The organism is Streptomyces sp. NPDC003034 (assembly GCF_053591375.1).
In genome coordinates this window covers 180,407-198,050 of sequence record NZ_JBSFTS010000005.1, presented here as the reverse complement: position 1 = coordinate 198,050, position 17,644 = coordinate 180,407, and the positions used below count along the sequence as shown (strand labels likewise).

15 protein-coding genes are annotated in these 17,644 nt (G+C 71.4%); 1 reads left to right on the top strand and 14 read right to left on the bottom strand.

Features of this window, described 5'->3' with window-relative positions:
* Positions 1–46 precede the first annotated feature (46 nt).
* The 13 genes from pgi to ACWDX7_RS08630 all read right to left on the bottom strand — a co-directional run bounded on the left by pgi (position 47) and on the right by ACWDX7_RS08630 (position 15,921).
* On the bottom strand, positions 47–1,729 hold the full coding sequence (pgi, locus tag ACWDX7_RS08690; protein WP_451493079.1) for a glucose-6-phosphate isomerase: 1,683 nt from the start codon (positions 1,727–1,729) through the stop codon (positions 47–49).
* A 179-nt stretch (positions 1,730–1,908) separates the two neighbouring features.
* Positions 1,909–2,244 carry an RNA polymerase-binding protein RbpA gene (locus ACWDX7_RS08685; RefSeq protein ID WP_007263454.1) on the bottom strand — a complete coding sequence of 112 codons (336 nt, stop codon included), beginning with the start codon at positions 2,242–2,244 and terminating at the stop codon, positions 1,909–1,911.
* A 98-nt stretch (positions 2,245–2,342) separates the two neighbouring features.
* Positions 2,343–2,573 carry a preprotein translocase subunit SecG gene (gene secG, locus ACWDX7_RS08680; protein WP_189973883.1) on the bottom strand — a complete coding sequence of 77 codons (231 nt, stop codon included), beginning with the start codon at positions 2,571–2,573 and terminating at the stop codon, positions 2,343–2,345.
* Positions 2,574–2,714: 141 nt separating this feature from the next.
* Positions 2,715–3,491: a triose-phosphate isomerase gene (tpiA, locus tag ACWDX7_RS08675; RefSeq protein ID WP_451493060.1), complete on the bottom strand. Its 777-nt coding sequence runs from the start codon at positions 3,489–3,491 to the stop codon at positions 2,715–2,717.
* A 6-nt stretch (positions 3,492–3,497) separates the two neighbouring features.
* Positions 3,498–4,709 (bottom strand): phosphoglycerate kinase, encoded by a 1,212-nt coding sequence (locus tag ACWDX7_RS08670; RefSeq protein ID WP_451493059.1) that lies wholly within the window; start codon positions 4,707–4,709, stop codon positions 3,498–3,500.
* A 151-nt stretch (positions 4,710–4,860) separates the two neighbouring features.
* Positions 4,861–5,865 (bottom strand): type I glyceraldehyde-3-phosphate dehydrogenase, encoded by a 1,005-nt coding sequence (gap, locus tag ACWDX7_RS08665; RefSeq protein ID WP_451493058.1) that lies wholly within the window; start codon positions 5,863–5,865, stop codon positions 4,861–4,863.
* 230 nt (positions 5,866–6,095) lie between these two features.
* Complete coding sequence (locus ACWDX7_RS08660) at positions 6,096–9,080, bottom strand: M14 family zinc carboxypeptidase (protein WP_451493057.1); 2,985 nt, start codon at positions 9,078–9,080, stop codon at positions 6,096–6,098.
* Between the two features lie 176 nt (positions 9,081–9,256).
* Complete coding sequence (gene whiA / locus ACWDX7_RS08655) at positions 9,257–10,252, bottom strand: DNA-binding protein WhiA (protein WP_355410489.1); 996 nt, start codon at positions 10,250–10,252, stop codon at positions 9,257–9,259.
* Complete coding sequence (locus ACWDX7_RS08650; protein ID WP_451493056.1) at positions 10,243–11,295, bottom strand: gluconeogenesis factor YvcK family protein; 1,053 nt, start codon at positions 11,293–11,295, stop codon at positions 10,243–10,245. Before ACWDX7_RS08650 ends, whiA begins: the two co-directional genes overlap by 10 nt.
* Entirely contained in the window at positions 11,292–12,275 is a 984-nt protein-coding gene (rapZ, locus tag ACWDX7_RS08645; protein ID WP_451493055.1) for an RNase adapter RapZ, read from the bottom strand. Before rapZ ends, ACWDX7_RS08650 begins: the two co-directional genes overlap by 4 nt.
* Positions 12,272–14,284 carry an excinuclease ABC subunit UvrC gene (uvrC, locus tag ACWDX7_RS08640; RefSeq protein WP_451493054.1) on the bottom strand — a complete coding sequence of 671 codons (2,013 nt, stop codon included), beginning with the start codon at positions 14,282–14,284 and terminating at the stop codon, positions 12,272–12,274. Before uvrC ends, rapZ begins: the two co-directional genes overlap by 4 nt.
* Positions 14,285–14,431: 147 nt before the next feature.
* On the bottom strand, positions 14,432–15,304 hold the full coding sequence (locus ACWDX7_RS08635; protein WP_451492233.1) for a hypothetical protein: 873 nt from the start codon (positions 15,302–15,304) through the stop codon (positions 14,432–14,434).
* Positions 15,305–15,309: 5 nt separating this feature from the next.
* Positions 15,310–15,921 (bottom strand): papain-like cysteine protease family protein, encoded by a 612-nt coding sequence (locus ACWDX7_RS08630; protein ID WP_451492174.1) that lies wholly within the window; start codon positions 15,919–15,921, stop codon positions 15,310–15,312.
* A gap of 240 nt (positions 15,922–16,161) precedes the next feature.
* Between ACWDX7_RS08630 and ACWDX7_RS08625 the strand changes: the two genes are divergently transcribed.
* On the top strand, positions 16,162–17,094 hold the full coding sequence (locus tag ACWDX7_RS08625; RefSeq protein ID WP_451492175.1) for a hypothetical protein: 933 nt from the start codon (positions 16,162–16,164) through the stop codon (positions 17,092–17,094).
* A gap of 44 nt (positions 17,095–17,138) precedes the next feature.
* Here the strand turns inward: ACWDX7_RS08625 and ACWDX7_RS08620 are convergent, their stop codons facing one another.
* Positions 17,139–17,567, bottom strand: coding sequence for a Rieske (2Fe-2S) protein (locus ACWDX7_RS08620; protein ID WP_451492176.1), 429 nt, complete (start codon positions 17,565–17,567; stop codon positions 17,139–17,141).
* Between the last annotated feature and the right edge of the window lie 77 nt (positions 17,568–17,644).

Here is a 17,644-nt window from a genome sequence, read left to right as displayed (position 1 = left end):
ACCCCCCTCGGGTGCGGGGCGCTCCGCCGTTCGTACGGGGGAGGCCTCAGCCGCGGCCGCTCAGCCGGCGGTAGGTGGCCACCAGGGCCTTGGTCGAGGGGTCCAGGCCGGGCACGTCCGCGCCCTGCGACAGCGCCGGCTCGATCCTCTTGGCGAGCACCTTGCCCAGCTCGACGCCCCACTGGTCGAAGGAGTCGATGTTCCACACCGCGCCCTGGACGAAGACCTTGTGCTCGTACAGTGCGATCAGCTGTCCCAGCACCGCCGGGGTGAGCTCGGCGGCCAGGATCGTGGTCGTCGGGTGGTTGCCCTGGAAGGTCTTGTGCGCGACCAGCGGCTCGGGGGTCCCCTCCGCCCGCACCTCCTGCTCCGTCTTGCCGAAGGCCAACGCCTGGGTCTGCGCGAAGAAGTTCGCCATCAGCAGGTCGTGCTGGGCTGCGAGCGACGGCGACAGCTCGGCGACCGGCCGGGCGAAGCCGATGAAGTCGGCGGGGATCATCCGCGTGCCCTGGTGGATGAGCTGGTAGTAGGCGTGCTGCCCGTTGGTTCCGGGCGTGCCCCACACCACGGGACCCGTCTGCCATTCCACCGGATCGCCGTCCCGGTCCACGGACTTGCCGTTGGACTCCATGTCCAGCTGCTGCAAGTAGGCGGTGAACCGCGACAGGTAGTGGCTGTACGGGAGCACCGCATGCGACTGGGCGTCGAAGAACGCGCCGTACCAGATGCCCAGCAGCCCGAGCAGCAGCGGGGCGTTGCGCTCCGCCGGCGCGGTGCGGAAGTGCTCGTCCATCTCGGCGAAGCCGTCCAGCATCTCCCGGAAGGCGTCCGGGCCGATGGCGATCATCAAGGAGAGCCCGATGGCGGAGTCGAAGGAGTAGCGTCCGCCGACCCAGTCCCAGAACTCGAACATGTTGGCCGTGTCGATGCCGAAGTCGGTGACCTTCTCGGCGTTGGTGGACAGGGCCACGAAGTGGCGCGCCACCGCGTTGGGTCCGCCGGCCGCCGACCCGGAGGCGTCTCCCTCGGCGAGGCCCGCCAGCAGCCACGCGCGCGCGGCGGTGGCGTTGGTGATGGTCTCGATCGTCGTGAAGGTCTTGGAGGCGATGATGAACAGCGTCTCGGCCGGGTCCAGGTCGCGCAGCGCCTCGTGCAGGTCCGCTCCGTCCACGTTGGAGACGAAGCGCAGGGTCAGATCGCGGTCGGTGAAGGCGCGCAGGGCCTCGTACGCCATCGCCGGACCGAGGTCGGAGCCGCCGATGCCGATGTTGACGACGTTCTTGATGCGCCGTCCGGTGGAGCCGGTCCACTCCCCGGAGCGGACCTGCTCGGAGAAGGACGCCATCTTGTCGAGGACGGCGTGCACGCCGGGTACGACGTTCTCGCCGTCCACCTCGACGACCGCGTCCCGCGGGGCGCGCAGGGCGGTGTGCAGGACCGCCCGGTCCTCGGTCGTATTGATCTTCTCGCCGCGGAACATGGCCTCGCGCAGTTCGGCCACGCCCGTGGCCGACGCCAGCTCGCGGAGCAGTTCCAGCGTCTCGTCGGTCACGAGGTGCTTCGAGTAATCGATGTGCAGGTCACCGGCCCGCAGCGTGTAGCCGGTGCCCCGGCCCGGATTCGCCTCGAACAGCTCCCGCAGATGCGTCCGCCCGAACTCCTCCCGGTGCTTGCCGAGGGCCAGCCACTCGGGCATCCGGTTGAGCTTCGTACGACTGTCTGCGTTCATCTCGGACATCAACCCACTTCTTCCGTCCTGTCTTTGCCCCGCCCATGCCCAACCTAAGGGATCGGAAGCGGCTGCGTGTGACACCGGCTCCGGCGCGGGGCGCACGTGAAAGAGGTCCGGTCCCGCAGGAAGAAGTCTCCTGCGGGACCGGACCCCCGTCACACATTCACCCGGTAGTTTCAGATCTCGCCGCGAAGTTTGGCGAGGGCCTCCGCGAGGATCGCCTCGCCGTCCGCGTCCGTGCGCCGTTCCCGTACGTACGCCAGGTGGGTCTTGTACGGTTCGGTGCGCGGCGGCGCCGGCGGGTTGTCCCGGTCCTGGCCCGCCGGGAAGCCGCAGCGCGGGCAGTCCCACGTGTCCGGCACCTGCGCGTCGCTGGCGAAACTCGGCTGTGTCTCGTGCCCGTTGGAGCACCAGAAGGAGATGCGCAGGCGGGGCGCGGATTCCCCGCGCTCGGCCTCGCCCATCGGCCCCGCTCCGACCCGACTACCACGGATCGCGTTGCCACTTGCCACGGTCGTAACTCCCTGCGTGATGGTGCAGCCAAGCCTGAGTGGAATTCCTCATGATAGGCCGGGCCGAGCCGACCAAACCGCCGGAATGGCCAGAACGGTCAGCTGCTCGCCTTCATCAGCAGGCCGAGCGCCACGATGCACGCGAACCACAACAGGCCGACGACGACGGTGATGCGGTCCAGATTCCGCTCCGCGACGGAGGAACCGCCGACCGACGACTGCATACCGCCGCCGAACATGTCGGAAAGGCCGCCGCCCTTGCCCTTGTGCATCAGCACGAGCAGCATCAGCAGGGCGCTGAAGACGATCAGGGCGATCGAGAACCCCATAATCACGGCTGATTCCTACTTTCTGGCTTTCTGGCTTTCCGGCTTTGCTGGGATGTGCGCGGGGGCCAGCCGCTGGTGGTCCAGCCTCTGGCCCCCGCAAGGGTACGACGGATCGGCCCTACCGCATACTCACCGTGGTGCTCACTGGTCGCGGAAGCGGACGATCCTGACGAACTCGTCCGCGTCCAGCGCCGCGCCGCCGACCAGGGCGCCGTCGACGTCGGGCTGGGCCATGATCGCCGCGATGTTCCCGGACTTCACCGAGCCGCCGTACTGGATGCGGACCTTGTCGGCCAGCTCCTGCGAGTAGAGCTCGGCGAGGCGGCCGCGGATCGCACCGCAGACCTCCTGGGCGTCCTCGGGGGTGGCGACCTCGCCGGTCCCGATGGCCCAGACGGGCTCGTAGGCGATCACGATGGACTCGACCTGCTCGGCCGGGACGTCCTTGAGGCCGCCGTCGAGCTGGTTCAGCGTGTACTGCACCTGCCGGCCGGCCTTGCGGATGTCCAGACCCTCGCCGACGCACAGGATCGGGGTCAGTCCGTGCCGGTAGGCGGCCTTGACCTTGGCGTTGCAGAGCTCGTCGCTCTCGCCGTGGTACTGGCGGCGCTCGCTGTGGCCGACGGCGACGTACGCGCACTTCAGCTTCGCCAGCATCGCGCCGGAGATCTCGCCGGTGTAAGCGCCGGAGTCGTGCGCGGAGAGGTCCTGGGCGCCGTACTTGATCTTCAGCTTGTCGGCTTCGACCAGGGTCTGGACCGAGCGCAGGTCGACGAAGGGCGGCAGGACCGCGACCTCGACGGCGTCGTAGTCCTTGTCGTTGAGGGAGAAGGCGAGCTTCTGGGTGTGGGCGATGGCCTCAAGGTGATTGAGGTTCATCTTCCAGTTGCCCGCCATGAGCGGGGTGCGGGTGGTCATTGGGGGTCAGCCCTCCAGGGCGGCGAGGCCGGGGAGCGTCTTGCCCTCAAGGTATTCGAGGGAAGCACCACCACCGGTGGAAATGTGTCCGAAAGCGTTCTCGTCGAAGCCCAGCGTGCGCACGGCCGCGGCCGAGTCCCCGCCGCCGACGACGGTGAAGGCGCTGCTGTCGACCAGGGCCTGGGCAATGGCCTTGGTGCCGTGGGCGTAGTCGGGGTGCTCGAAGACACCCACCGGACCGTTCCAGAAGACGGTCTCCGCGTCGGCGATCTTCGACGCGTACAGCTCGCGCGTCTTGGGGCCGATGTCCAGGCCCTCCTTGTCGGCGGGGATCTTGTCCGCGTCGACGGTGACGTACTGGGCCGGAGTCTTGCCCTTGAGGTCCGGGAAGTCGGCCGAGGCCAGGATGTCGACCGGGAGGACCAGCTCGACGCCGGTCTCCTCGGCACGCTTCATGTACTCCTTGACGACGGCGACCTGGTCCTTCTGCAGCAGGGAGATGCCGACCTCGTGGCCCTTGGCGTAGAGGAAGGTGTACGCCATGCCGCCGCCGATGAGGATGCGGTCGGCCTTGCCGAGCAGCTGGTCGATGACGGCGAGCTTGTCGGAGACCTTCGCCCCGCCGAGGACGACGACGTACGGCCGCTTGACCTCGTCGGTCAGCTTCTTCAGGACGGCGACCTCGGTGGCGATGAGGTAGCCGGCCGCGTGCGGCAGGCGCGCGGGGAGGTCGAAGACCGAGGCGTGCTTGCGGTGGACGGCGCCGAAGCCGTCGCCGACGTAGACGTCGGCGAGCTCGGCGAGCTGGTCCGCGAAGGCGCCGCGCTCGGCGTCGTCCTTCGCGGTCTCACCGGCGTTGAAGCGCAGGTTCTCGATGACGGCGACCTGGCCGTCGGTGAGGGCCCGGACGGTCTCCTGGGCGGAGGGACCGACGGTGTCGGTGGCGAAGGCGACATCCGTCCCGAGCAGTTCGCCGAGGCGCCGGGCGGCCGGGGCGAGGGAGAAGGCCGGGTCCGAGGCGCCCTTGGGGCGGCCCAGGTGCGAGGCCACGATGACGCGGGCGCCGGAGGCGGCGAGCTTCGCGATCGTGGGCTGGACGGCGCGGATGCGGCCGTCGTCGGTGATGGTGCCCTCGGCGAGCGGGACGTTGAGGTCCGCGCGGACGAAGACCCGCTTGCCCTTGACGCCTTCGGCGAGCAGTTCGTCGATCGTCTTCATGTGTTTCTACTCCTTTGAGGCCTTCCCCCGAAGGGCGAGGAAGGGAGAACGAGGCAAGCGACAGGGCCCGTGCGGCGCTTCGTCGCGCTGCCCGGACCCTGTGCTCACATCGTGGTGCCTTGCCTAGACGCGTCTTTGAAGCCCGGCGGCCTTAGAGCTGGCCACCGACGAAGACCGTGAGGTCGACGAGACGGTTGGAGTAGCCCCACTCGTTGTCGTACCAGCCGATGACCTTGACCTGCTTGCCCTGGACCATGGTCAGGGAGGAGTCGAAGGTGCAGGAGTACGGCCAGTTCACGATGTCGGAAGAGACGATCGCGTCCTCGGTGTAGTCGAGGATGCCCTTCAGCTGGCCGGAAGCGGCCTTCTGGAAGGCGGAGTTGACCTCGTCCTTGGTGACCTCGCGCTCCAGCTCGATGACCAGGTCGGTGACGGAGCCGGTCGGGACCGGGACGCGCATGGCGATGCCGTCGAGCTTGCCCGCGAGCTCCGGGATGACCAGCGCGGTGGCCTTGGCGGCGCCGGTGGTCGTCGGGATGATGTTCTCGGCGGCGGCGCGGGCGCGGCGCAGGTCCGAGTGCGGGAAGTCCAGGATGCGCTGGTCGTTCGTGTAGGCGTGGACCGTCGTCATCATGCCCTTGACGATGCCGAAGTTCTCCAGGAGGACCTTGGCCATCGGCGCCACGCAGTTCGTGGTGCAGGAGGCGTTGGAGATGACGTGGTGGTTGGCCGCGTCGTACTTGTCCTGGTTGACGCCCATCACGATCGTGATGTCCTCGTCCTTGGCCGGAGCCGAGATGAGGACCTTCTTCGCGCCGGCCGCGAGGTGCTTGGCGGCGTCGGCCTTCTTGGTGAAGATGCCGGTCGACTCGATGACGATGTCGGCGCCCAGCTCGCCCCAGGGGAGGTTCGCGGGGTCACGCTCGGCAAAGGTCTTGAAGGTGTTGCCACCGACCGTGATGGTGTCGGAGGTGTGGGACACCTCGGCCTTGAGGCGGCCCAGGATGGTGTCGTACTTGAGCAGGTGCACCAGGGTCGCGTTGTCAGTCAGGTCGTTGACACCGACGATCTCGATGTCCGCTCCCTGCTCCAGGAGCGCCCGAAAGTAGTTGCGGCCAATGCGGCCAAAACCGTTGATGCCTACGCGGATCGTCACGAACCGATCTCCTCGTTGGTGCGCCGGTCTGTGCGCCGGCGAGCTGTATGGGATGTCCCCGACCGCTTACGACCCTACCTCTCCGTGAGCTTCGCAGTGACATCGGCCGGGGGCTGACACTCCCCCCACTTCCTGGGAGGACTCTTGCGGGGCCCCGGCCGGACACGTCGGCACGGGGCCCCGGGACCTTGGCCCCCGTCACTCACCGTGAGCATCGGGGAGGCCGTTGCTCAGTGCTTCAGCGAACTGAGCGCCCTACCGACGAGTACCGCGCGATCCGCCGCGGCCGGCAGGTGTTCGAGGCCGAAACCGAGGAGTACGGTGTTACGGCCAGTAACCGCCGCATAGGACGTGAACAGCTCCCCGGTCCGCGACCAGTCACCCGCGACCGCGGGACTTCCGGCGGGCGCGCCCCGGGCGCTCCAGGCTCCGAGGGAGGTCTCGAAGCCCTCGGCGGTCCGGTCCGCGCCGCCCACCGACAGGCGCGCCTCGTCCGCGAAGACGCCGCGGCCGCCCGAGCCGGGGTCGGTGATGGAGGAGAGCGAGAGCTCGACGCTCTTGCCCGCGTACGCGCTCAGGTCGAAGGAGACCTGCCGCCAGCCGTCGGAGGAGCCGGTGAAGCTGTTCCAGGCGCCGCTGCTGCCCCGGGGTGCGCAGCCGCCGCCGTCCAGGGTGAGGTAGTGGCGCAGGAAGGGATGGCCGTTCAGGAGGAATCCGGCCGCGCACTCCTGCGGCACCTCGGGGCTGGTGAGGCCGCCGGCTTCGGGCAGGGTGGTCCAGTCGTCCCCGCCGGCCGTGCGGGCCTCCAGGACGGCGTGGTCGTAGCCCTCCTCGGTGTTCCAGTTCAGCGCGAGCTTCAGACGCGGCTGGTCGGCCGCGCTGACGCCGGTGAGGTCGATCGTGCGGACCAGCCGCTGCCAGTCGTCGTCGTGATGGGTGGCCGCGGCCATCCCGGTACCAGCGTACGGGGCGTACGGGTTGACGACCCCGGCGAACCGGCCCGCTTGCGCGCTGGCGAACTGCGGGAACCGGTCGGGAGCCAGGGTCTCGGAGGTCACCGTGTAGGAGCCGGGGGAGTCGAGCGGGTTGCCCGCGGCGTCGCCGAGGCCGCCCCTGGCTCCGGCGAGGGCGCCCGCGCCGGTGAAGCCGGTGGCGCCGCGGGCACCGGTACGGGCGTACGCGCCCAGCCAGTACTGGCTGAAGTCATTGGTCACGGCCCGGCCGACCCGGGTGTTGCCGCCCGCCAGTTCACCGGCCTCGATCAGCCTGCCGCCCTCGTTCAGGAAGTCGCGCAGCGCCAGCTGGGTGTCGCCGCCGGGGGTCGCGGCGCCGGTGTAGTGCAGGGCCGTACGGAAGTGGGAGAGCACTCCGAGGTGGTGCGGGGCGCCCTGGGCGGCGACGTCCCAGATCGCGGCGGAGCGGCCGTTGGCGCGCAGGGCGTCCACGTACGTCTGGGCGTGCCGGGCCTTGGCCCCCTCCTCGGCGATCACGAGGACGTCCGCGCGCGGCCGCGCGGCCACCCTGTACGTGAAGTGCTCGCTGGAGACCTTCTTGCCCGAGCGGTCGCGGCCGGTGAACCAGACCTCGACCTCGTCGCCCGGGCCGGCGCCCTCGACCTCGGCGCGGTACTCGTCGAACCAGTTGTTGTCCTCGCCGCCGTAGACCTCGCCGCCCTTCCAGGCGGTGAGGTCATCGTCGTGCGTGCGCCCGCCGTTGATCTTGTAGTTGAGCTCCTTGTCCCGCAGGGACTTGCGGGCCGTGACGGAGACCGGCTGGTCCTCGCCGCGGGCGGCGTAGGAGGTGGTGAAGGGGTCCGGGGTGAAGTCCGCGGCGCTCAGGCCCACCGGGGACACCGGCCGGTCGGGGTGCGCGGCGCTCTCGCCGACCGAGAGGGCGAAGTCGATGTTCTTGGCGAACTCCGCCTGGATGAGCTTCTCGTCGTCCGGGAAGTTGAAGCCGGAGGCGCAGTCCTCGGGCTTCCACTCGTCGTCCGGGTCGCTCGCGGAAGCCGTCCGGCAGGTGGTCATCTCCGGCGTGAACATCATGATGCCGTTGACGTTGGCGGCGTGCCCGTCGGCCTCGCCGTTGGTGGTGTAGAGCTCGGAGGAGACCTGCGGGTGGTAGCCGGGGACTGCGGGGTTCTCCGGGGTCCCGGCGAGCGCCTGGTAGGCGACGTCGTCCGGGGTGGGGGTGGCCACCTGCCAGCCCACCCCGTAGAGCAGAAGCTCGGCGGCGGAGTGGTAGTTGATCGCGTACTCGAAGCCGATACGCTTCTGGAAGGCGTCCAGGGCGGCGGTCTCCGGCTCGGAGGAGGCCTTGGGGCCGCGGTAGGTCTCCCCCGCCGGATTCGGGGAGGAGCCCTCGTTGTCGTAGCCCCACTTGTAGGCGAAGTTGCGGTTGAGGTCGACGCCGTCGCCGGGGGCGTGCTTGCCGTCGCCGTCGTTGTCGCGCATGTTCTTGCGCCACAGCCGCTCGCCGTCGGGGGCGTGCGTGTAGTCGTACCCGTCGGGGTTGGCGGACAGCAGGAACCACAGCTCGGTGGAGTCCACCAGCCGGGTGATCCGCCGGTCCTTGCCGTAGTGGGTGAGGGTGTGGTGCATCAGCCGCCGGGTCATCTCGGGGGTGATCCACTCGCGGGCGTGCTGGTTGGACATGTACAGCACGGACGGCTTGGCGCCGTCCTCGACCTTGCGGGCGTTCTTGCTGACCTTGAGGGCGAGGATGTCCTGACCCCGGACGGTCTTGCCGATGGAGACGACCTTGGTGAGGCCGGGGTGGGCCCGGGCGGTGGCCCGGATCTCCTCCTGGAGCCCGCCCTTGCCGCTGTACGGGCGGAAGACCCCGTCGCCGGCGGCCTTGGCACGGGCCAGCGCCTCGGCCGCGACCTCGCGTTCGGTGAGCTCGACTCCCTGGGCGGCGAGTTCCCCGGCCTGGGCGCCGGTGAGGAAGAGCTCGACCTCGGCGGTACCGGTCGGCGGGGCCTGCTCGGTGAGCTCGTGGGCGTCCTGGCCGGCGGCGAGGACGAGCGGGACCTGCTCGCGGGTGATGCGGGCGTCGTAGACCCGTACCTCCCCGGCGCCGGACGCCTCGCCGGAGCGGGACGCCTCGCCGGGGCCGGCCGCGGGGCGGGCCTGGGCCGTCACGGGGAGCGCGGCCAATGTGGTTGCGAAGACGAGTGCGCTTGCGGCGAGGATCGATCTCGCGCGGTGCCTCATGTGCCCCCCTGGGCGTCGTCGGCCACGAAAGCGTTCGCACGACAGGCTCACGACAGCCCATGCCCATGTCAATGGGGCCTACGGGAAGGGGCCCGCACGATCACTCGTGCGGGCCCCTCGCGCCGTGCGTACGGGCTGGCCGGGGATGGTGTCCGGGGGCGGGCCGGGGACGGGACCTAACCGGCCATGTTGTCGGCCATCTCGTCGCTGAGGTCCAGATTCGACTCGGTGCCCGGAATGCCGAGGTCCTGGGCCCGCTTGTCGGCCATCGCCAGCAGCCGCCGGATCCGGCCCGCGACCGCGTCCTTGGTCAGCGGCGGGTCGGCGAGTGCGCCGAGCTCCTCCAAGGAGGCCTGCTTGTGCTCCATGCGCAGCCGGCCGGCCGCGGCGAGGTGCTCGGGGACCTCCTCGCCGAGGATCTCCAGCGCGCGCTGCACGCGGGCGCCGGCGGCCACCGCGGCCCGCGCCGAGCGGCGCAGATTGGCGTCGTCGAAGTTGGCGAGGCGGTTGGCGGTGGCGCGCACCTCGCGCCGCATCCGCCGCTCCTCCCAGGCCAGCACCGACTCGTGCGCGCCGAGCCGGGTCAGCAGGGCGCCGATCGCGTCGCCGTCGCGGACCACGACCCGGTCCACTCCGCGTACCTCGCGTGCCTTGGCGGCGATGGAGAGCCTGCGGGCGGCGCCCACCAGGGCCAGGGCGGCCTCCGGGCCGGGGCAGGTGACCTCCAGGGAGGAGGACCGACCCGGCTCCGTCAGGGAGCCGTGGGCCAGGAAGGCGCCGCGCCAGGCGGCCTCCGCGTCACAGGTGGCCCCGGAGACCACCTGCGGCGGAAGCCCTCGGATGGGGCGGCCGCGGCCGTCCACGAGGCCCGTCTGACGGGCCAGCTGGTCACCGCCGGCCACGACGCGCACCACGTAGCGGCTGCCGCGGCGCAGGCCGCCGGGGGCCATGACCACGAGGTCCGAGGAGTGGCCGAAGATCTCCAGGATGTCCTTGCGCAGGCGCCGGGCGGCGATGCCCGTGTCCAGCTCCGCCTCGATGACGATTCGTCCGCTCACCAGGTGCAACCCGCCCGCGAACCGAAGAATCGCCGAGACCTCAGCCTTCCTGCAGCAGGTCCGGGTGACGGGCAGGCGGGAGATCTCATCCTTCACCGCGGGCGTCATCGCCATGGGCCGATCCTTCCATGCATCCGAAAAATACGGTCGTACGCGGCGGCGAGCAGCTCCGGATCATGTTTCGGAGAGCCGTCCTGCCGGGCTACCGGCGCCAGCTCGACCGCGGCGCCGAACCGTTTTGCGGCATCGGCGAGGGAGTCGCGGTCGGGCACGGCGGCCTCGTCGGCCAGCACCACGTCCAGGGCGAGTTTAGGGGCGTGTCGGGCCAAAACCTCCAAATGACGCTGCGGAGAGAAGCCCTCTGTTTCGCCGGGTTGGGGCGCGAGGTTCAGCGAGAGCACCTTGCGGGCCTTCGTCTCGACCAGCGCGTCGAGCAGTTCCGGCACCAGCAGGTGCGGAATCACCGAGGAGAACCAGGACCCCGGACCGAGGACCACCCAGTCGGCGTCCAGGACCGCCGCGACGGCCTCCGGCACGGCCGGCGGGGCGTTCGGCACCACCTGCACCGAGAGCACCTCGCCCGGGGTGAGGGCCACCGTGGCCTGCCCCCGGACGGTGTCCACGTCCTCCGGGCGGGCCGGGTCGTGTCCCTTGACAAGGGCTTGCAGCTCCAGGGGCACCGCCGACATCGGCAGTACGCGGCCCTGCGCACCGAGCAGCCTGCCGACCAGGTCGAGGGCCTGTACCGGGTCGCCGAGCTGTTCCCACAGGGCGACGATGAGCAGATTGCCGACCGCGTGCTCGTGCAGCTCCCCGCGGGACTGGAAGCGGTGCTGGATGACGCGGGCCCAGGTCTGGCCCCATTCGTCGTCCCCGCACAGCGCGGCCAGCGCCTTGCGCAGATCGCCGGGCGGCAGCACGCCGAGCTCCTCGCGGAGCCGCCCGCTGGAGCCGCCGTCATCGGCGACGGTGACCACGGCGGTCAGCGCACCGGTGATCCGGCGCAGGGCGGTGAGGGAGGCCGACAGGCCCTGGCCGCCGCCCAGCGCGACCACCTTGGGGGCCGCGCCGCGGCGGCGGCCGGTGCGGCCGCCGCCGCCTTCCGCGTCACCGCGGCCGGCGGCGGGCCGGCGCAGGCGCAGGGTCCGACCGGTCACTCGCGCCCCATGTCCCGGTGGACTACGACGGTCTCGACTCCCTCGGAGGCAAGGCGGGCGGCGAGCTTCTCGGACATGGCGACACTGCGGTGCTTGCCGCCGGTGCAGCCGACCGCGATGGTCACATACCGCTTGCCCTCGCGGCGGTAGCCGGTGGCGATGAGCTGGAGCAGCTCGGTGTAGCGGTCGAGGAACTCCTTGGCGCCGGGCTGGCTGAACACGTAGCCCGAGACCTCCTCGTTGAGCCCGGTGAAGGGGCGCAGCTCCGGCACCCAGTGCGGGTTGGGGATGAAGCGGCAGTCGACCACGAGGTCGGCGTCGACCGGCAGGCCGTACTTGTAGCCGAAGGACATGACGGTGGCCCGCAGTTCGGGCTCTTCGTCACCGGCGAACTGGGCGTCCATCTTGGCGCGCAGCTCGTGCACGTTCAGGCTGGAGGTGTCGATGACCAGGTCGGCGTCGCCGCGCAGCTCGCGCAGCAGGTCCCGTTCGGCCGCGATGCCGTCGGTGATGCGCCCGTCGCCCTGGAGGGGGTGCGGGCGGCGGACCGACTCGAAGCGGCGCACCAGCGCGTCGTCGGAGGACTCCAGGAAGACGATGCGCCGGGTGACGCCCCGGCCGTCGAGGTCGGCGAGGGACTCGCGCAGGGCGTCGAAGAACTGGCGGCCCCGGACGTCCACGACGACGGCGATGCGCGCCACATTGCCCTGGGAGCGGGCGCCCAGTTCCACCATGGTGGGGATCAGTGCCGGCGGGAGGTTGTCGACGACGAACCAGCCGAGGTCCTCCAGACACTTGGCCGCGGTGCTGCGGCCGGCTCCGGACATACCGGAGATGATCACCAGCTCGGGGATGGCGGCCTCGGCCGTATCGCCGGGCTCCGCTGTCGTGCCCGTACTCACCTGTGCTCCGTCTCGGTCGTGCGTGCTCGCGTGCGTGGTCTCGTGCTCGGTCTCGTGCGTGGTCTCGTGCTCGGTCATTGCTCGGTCCCCCGTTCGGACGATGCTCCCGCTGGCGCGGGATTCTCATCCTCAATGATCTCTCCTGTCGCCGTGTTGACGGCAGGGCCGGCGGGAACCGCACCGGCGAGGGCCGCGGCCACGGTCTCCGCCGTCTTGCGCCCTATGCCCGGGACCTCGCAGATCTGGTCGATTGTCGCCTGTCTCAGCTTCTTCACCGAACCGAAGTGCTTGACCAGGGCCAGCCTGCGGCTCTCGCCGAGGCCGGGTACGTCGGCCAGCGGGCCGGTCCGCAGGCGTTTGCCGCGCTTGTTGCGCTGGTACTGGATGGCGAACCGGTGGGCTTCGTCACGGACCCGCTGGAGCAGGTAGAGGCCCTCGCTGCTGCGGGGCAGCACGACGGGATCCTCCTCGCCGGGCAGCCACACCTCTTCGAGCCGCTTGGCCAGGCCGCACACGGCGACGTCATCGACGCCGAGCTCCTCCAGGGCCCGCTTGGCGGCGGCGACCTGCGGCTGGCCGCCGTCGACCACGACCAGCTGGGGCGGGTACGCGAAGCGCTTGGGGCGCCCGTCGTCCTCGGGCGCATCCCCCTCCGCCTCCTCCTGCGCCTCCCACTCCCCCGTCTTCAGCTTCTCCTGGAGGTAGCGCCGGAAGCGCCGGGAGACCACCTCGTGCATGGACCGGACGTCGTCCTGCCCCTCGAACGATTTGATCTGGAAGCGCCGGTACTCGCTCTTGCGCGCGAGGCCGTCCTCGAAGACGACCATGGAGGCGACCACGTCGTCACCCTGGAGGTGCGAGATGTCGAAGCATTCGATGCGCAGCGGGGCGCCGTCCAGCTCCAGCGCCTCGGCGATCTCTTCCAGCGCCCGGGAGCGGGTGGTGAGGTCGCTGGCCCGCTTGGTCTTGTGCAGGGCGAGGGACTGCTGCGCGTTGCGGTGGACGGTCTCCATGAGGGCCTTCTTGTCGCCGCGCTGCGGGATGCGCAGGCTGACCTGGGACCCGCGGCGCTCGGCCAGCCACTCGGCGAGGGCGGGGGTGTCCTCGGGCAGCGCCGGGACCAGCACCTCCTTGGGGACGGCCTCGCCCTTCTCCTCGCCGTACAGCTGCTGGAGCGCGTGCTCCACGAGCCCGGCCGTGTCGACCGCCTCCACCTTGTCGGTGACCCAGCCGCGCTGGCCGCGGACCCGGCCGCCGCGTACGTGGAAGATCTGCACGGCCGCTTCGAGCTCGTCCTCGGCGACGGCGATGAGGTCGGCGTCGGTGGCGTCGGCGAGCACCACGGCGTTCTTCTCCATGGCCCGGCGCAGCGCCCCTATGTCGTCGCGCAGCCGGGCGGCCTTCTCGTACTCCATGTCCTCGGCGGCCTCGCGCATCTGCTGTTCGAGGCGGGAGAGGTAGGTGCCGGTGCGGCCGGCCATGAAGTCGCAGAAGTCCTCGGCCAGTTCGCGGTGCTCCTCGGGGCTGACCCGGCCGACGCAGGGCGCCGAGCACTTGCCGATGTAGCCGAGGAGGCACGGGCGGCCGATCTGCTCGGAGCGCTTGAACACCCCGGCGGAGCAGGTACGGACCGGGAAGACCCGGAGCATCAGGTCGACGGTCTCCCGGATCGCCCAGGCGTGTCCGTAGGGACCGAAGTAGCGCACGCCCTTCTTCTTGGGGCCGCGCATGACCTGGACGCGGGGGAACTCCTCGTTCATGGTGACCGCGAGGGAGGGGTAGCTCTTGTCGTCGCGGTACTTGACGTTGAACCGGGGGTCGTACTCCTTGATCCAGGAGTACTCCAGCTGGAGCGCCTCGACCTCGGTGGAGACGACGGTCCACTCGACGGAGGCGGCCGTGGTCACCATCGTGGCGGTACGGGGGTGCAGGCCCGCGACGTCCTGGAAGTAGCTGGCCAGGCGTTGGCGCAGGCTCTTGGCCTTCCCGACGTAGATCACCCGGCGGTGCTCGTCGCGGAATCGGTAGACCCCCGGGGAGTCGGGGATCTGTCCCGGCTTGGGGCGGTAGCTGGAAGGGTCGGCCATGCCAACCACCCTACTTGCGCCTGCTGACAACCGGCCGTACGCCCGGGCCGCGCCCTGGCGGGCCGGCCGACCCGTCGGCCGACCTGCCGGCCGGCGCGCCGCGAGGGCCCCGCCCTGGCGGAGCGGGGCCCTCGCGGGCGGGCGGCCCTACGCCCCGCCGGTGCGGCGGCGGCGCAGGAGCAGCACCCCGGTACCGCCCAGCGCGAGCGCCCCCGCGGCCGTCACCGCCACGGGCGGGTCCGGCTCGGCGGACGTGGCGGGAGCGGGAGCGGCGGCAGCGGCGGGAGCCGGAGCCGGAGCGGCGGGACCGGCAGCCGCGGGGCCCGGTGCGTAGCCCCCGGCCTTGCCGCCCTTGGCGTAGCCGGAGCCGGGCAGCTTGTCCCCGTACTGCGCGCTCACGCGCACCCGGTACGCGGCCAGGGTGGTCCCGCCCCCGCCCACGGCCTGTACGGCGTCCTCGTCCAGCGGGAGCACCCTGCCGCCTCCGGCGACGTACCAGGCGTCGATCTGCGGCTCCCGGAAGACGGTGCCGCCCGGCAGTTCGGCGGCGCCGAGCCGCGCGTAGCGGAATTCGTCGTCGCCGGTGGCGATGTTCACGACCTGCCAGCCGGACTCGGTCCACGCCGTCCACAGGGCGGCCTGCTGGCCGTCGGAGGAGACGGCCTTGCTGGCGAGGAATTCCAGGCGGGCTACGGGTGCGCCCTCCTTGCCCGCGACGAAGTCCGGGGAGAGGTGGTGCACCGGTATCGCCTCGCCCTCGATCCGGGGCTGCGCGGCGCTCTGGGCGACCTTGCCCTCCCGGGAGAAGAACCGGGAGAGGGTGGCCAGGGTGCCGGGGGCCGTGGCCGCCCGCGCGGCGGCGGACCGGCTCTCGGCGGTGTCGGACTGGGGCTGCGGTACGGGGGCCGCGGAGGCCTGCGGCGCGAGGGCCAGTACGGCGGTGGCCGCCGCGGCGGCGAGGACGGCAGCGGTGCGCCGGGTGCGGCCGCTGCGCCGGGTGGCGGTGCTGGAGGAGGCCATGGCGCTCACGCCCCGATCCGGTAGAGCGAGTGGGTCCAGGAGAAGGTGCTGTTGTCCACGTACCAGGCGTGTGAGGCCCAGTTGTAGCGGTCGCTGGAGGGCCAGGGGTCGCCCCAGTACACCCAGTCGCTCGCGGTGTCGTAGCCGTAGATGACGTGCATGTGGCCGCCGCCGTTGGACCACTGGATCCGGGTCTCGATCGGGCGGTCGGCGTTGATCTCGCTCTGGACGGTGGAGTACCTGAGCCAGCCGTTGACGTAGGAGCCGGCGTTGACGCCCGCCCAGCGCAGACCGGTCTGGACGTTGCCGAGCGTGGCCTGGCTGTTGGGGCAGTCGTAGCCCTGCTGGCGGTTGAAGGCGGCGTTGCAGAACTGGTTCTGGGTGTAGCCGCGGCCGAACCAGGTGGCGATGGTGTTGCCGCCCGCGGCCCAGCACCAGTTGGTCTTCTGCTGCGCCTGCATGGTGATGTTCAGGCGCTTGGAGGCCAGGGCCGAGCTGTCGCTGCCCGTACCGGCACCTGCCGCGCTGGCAGTGGCGGCGGGCAGGGCGAGGAGCAGGGCGGTGATGACGGCGGTGATGACGGCGGCCGGGGAAAGCCGCCGGTGGGGATCGCGCATCGCGTTCCTCCCGAGGTGGGGAGAGTGGGGGTGGAGGAGCGCGTCCGGACGCTGTGGAGGAGCATCGGGGAGTTGTCGCGATCAGGTCAACACGCTTCAATACACGGTGACATTGCAGTGTGAACGGTGGGGCGGGGGTGTGAACGGTTTCCCCCGTTGCACCTGGTCCCCCGGCCCATCGGCGCACCCCCGCCCGCCCCTCGCACTCCCCCACGCGTGAACGTTCACAGAGGAGCCGCCGTGCGAGCGACCGGAGACAAGGCGGAACTCGGTCAGTTACTTCGGGGCGGCCCCTTCCACCTGGCCCTGCGGGCCGCCCTCGCGGCGCGCGGACTGCCCCTGCACCGGGTGCAGCACCGGCTCGCCGCACGCGGGATCAAGGTCGGGGTCACGAGCCTCAGTTACTGGCAGCAGGGCGCCCGCCGGCCGCGCCACGCGGAATCCCTGCGCGCCGTCGGCGCCCTGGAGGAGATCCTGGAGCTGCCGCAGGGCGCTCTCCTGCGCCTGCTCGCGACCCCGGAGCCCGACCTCGGCGACGCCCGCCCGGCCGCGCGCTCGTACCGCGCCCTGGTGAGCGTGGGCGCGGCGGTGGAGCGGCTGCTGGCCGCGATGGAGCTCCCCTCGGACGGCGGCCTGCACTCGGTGGGCCACCACGAGCGGGTTCGCATCGGACCGGCCGGCGAACTGCGGGCGCGGGAGTCGCAGCAGATCGTCCGGGCCCACCGCGACGGGATCGACCGCTACCTCGCCATCCACCACGGCGACCCCGGCTGTGACGCGTCCCGGGTGGAGGTGACGGCGTACGAGAACTGCCGCACGGGCCGCGTCCGGTCCTGCCAGGAGGCCGGTGTGGTGGTCGCGGAACTGCTCTTCGACGCCCGGCTGCGGCGCGGGGACACGTACGTCTTCGGCTACGGCGTCGAGGACGGCACCGGCGCGCGCAGCAGCGAGTACGTGCGCGGCTTCAGCTACGCCGGCGGCCAGTACATGCTCCAGGTGCGGTTCGACGAGGCGGCGCTGCCCGTGCGCTGCCGCCGCTTCGCCCGCACCGGCCCGCGGGCACCGCGCACCGGCCTCACGGACCTGACGCCGAGCGGCCGGCACCGGGCGGTGCACCTGGTGGAGCAGTCGGTGCACCGGGGGATCATCGGGATCGGCTGGGACTGGGAGTAGCCGGGGCGTGCGGCGAGCAGTCGTGTCGTGGGGCGGGCGGCGGGTCAGCCCGCGATGAGCTTGCCGCCCTCGGCCCTGACCGGGACGGCGGGCAGCGCGTCCGTGGCCGGGCCGCGCAGCACCTGCCCGGTCGTCACGTCGAAGCGGCTGCCGTGGCAGGGGCAGTTCCCCTCACCTTCGACGATCTTGTCCAGGACGCAGCCGGCGTGCGTGCACTGGGCGCTGAAGGCCTTGTACTGGCCCTCCGCCGCGCAGCTGACGATCAGCTTCCGCTCCCGGAACAGCTTCGCCCCGCCGACCGGCACCGCGGCCGCGTCACCCAGCTCGACCGGAGCGGTGGGGGTCGCCGGGGTGCCGCCGCCGCTGTTGGTCTCGGTGGAGCAGGCCGTGAGGGTCCCCGCGGCGCCGGCGGCCCCGGCGAGCGCGGCGCCCTTGAGGACGGTACGGCGGGCGGCGGGGCGGGGCGCGGACATGCGGGCTCTCCTGGCGTGGGGGGTGGGGCGCGTGGGGTGGGGTGGGGCGTGCCCGGCGGGGCGCGTGCGGGGTGGGG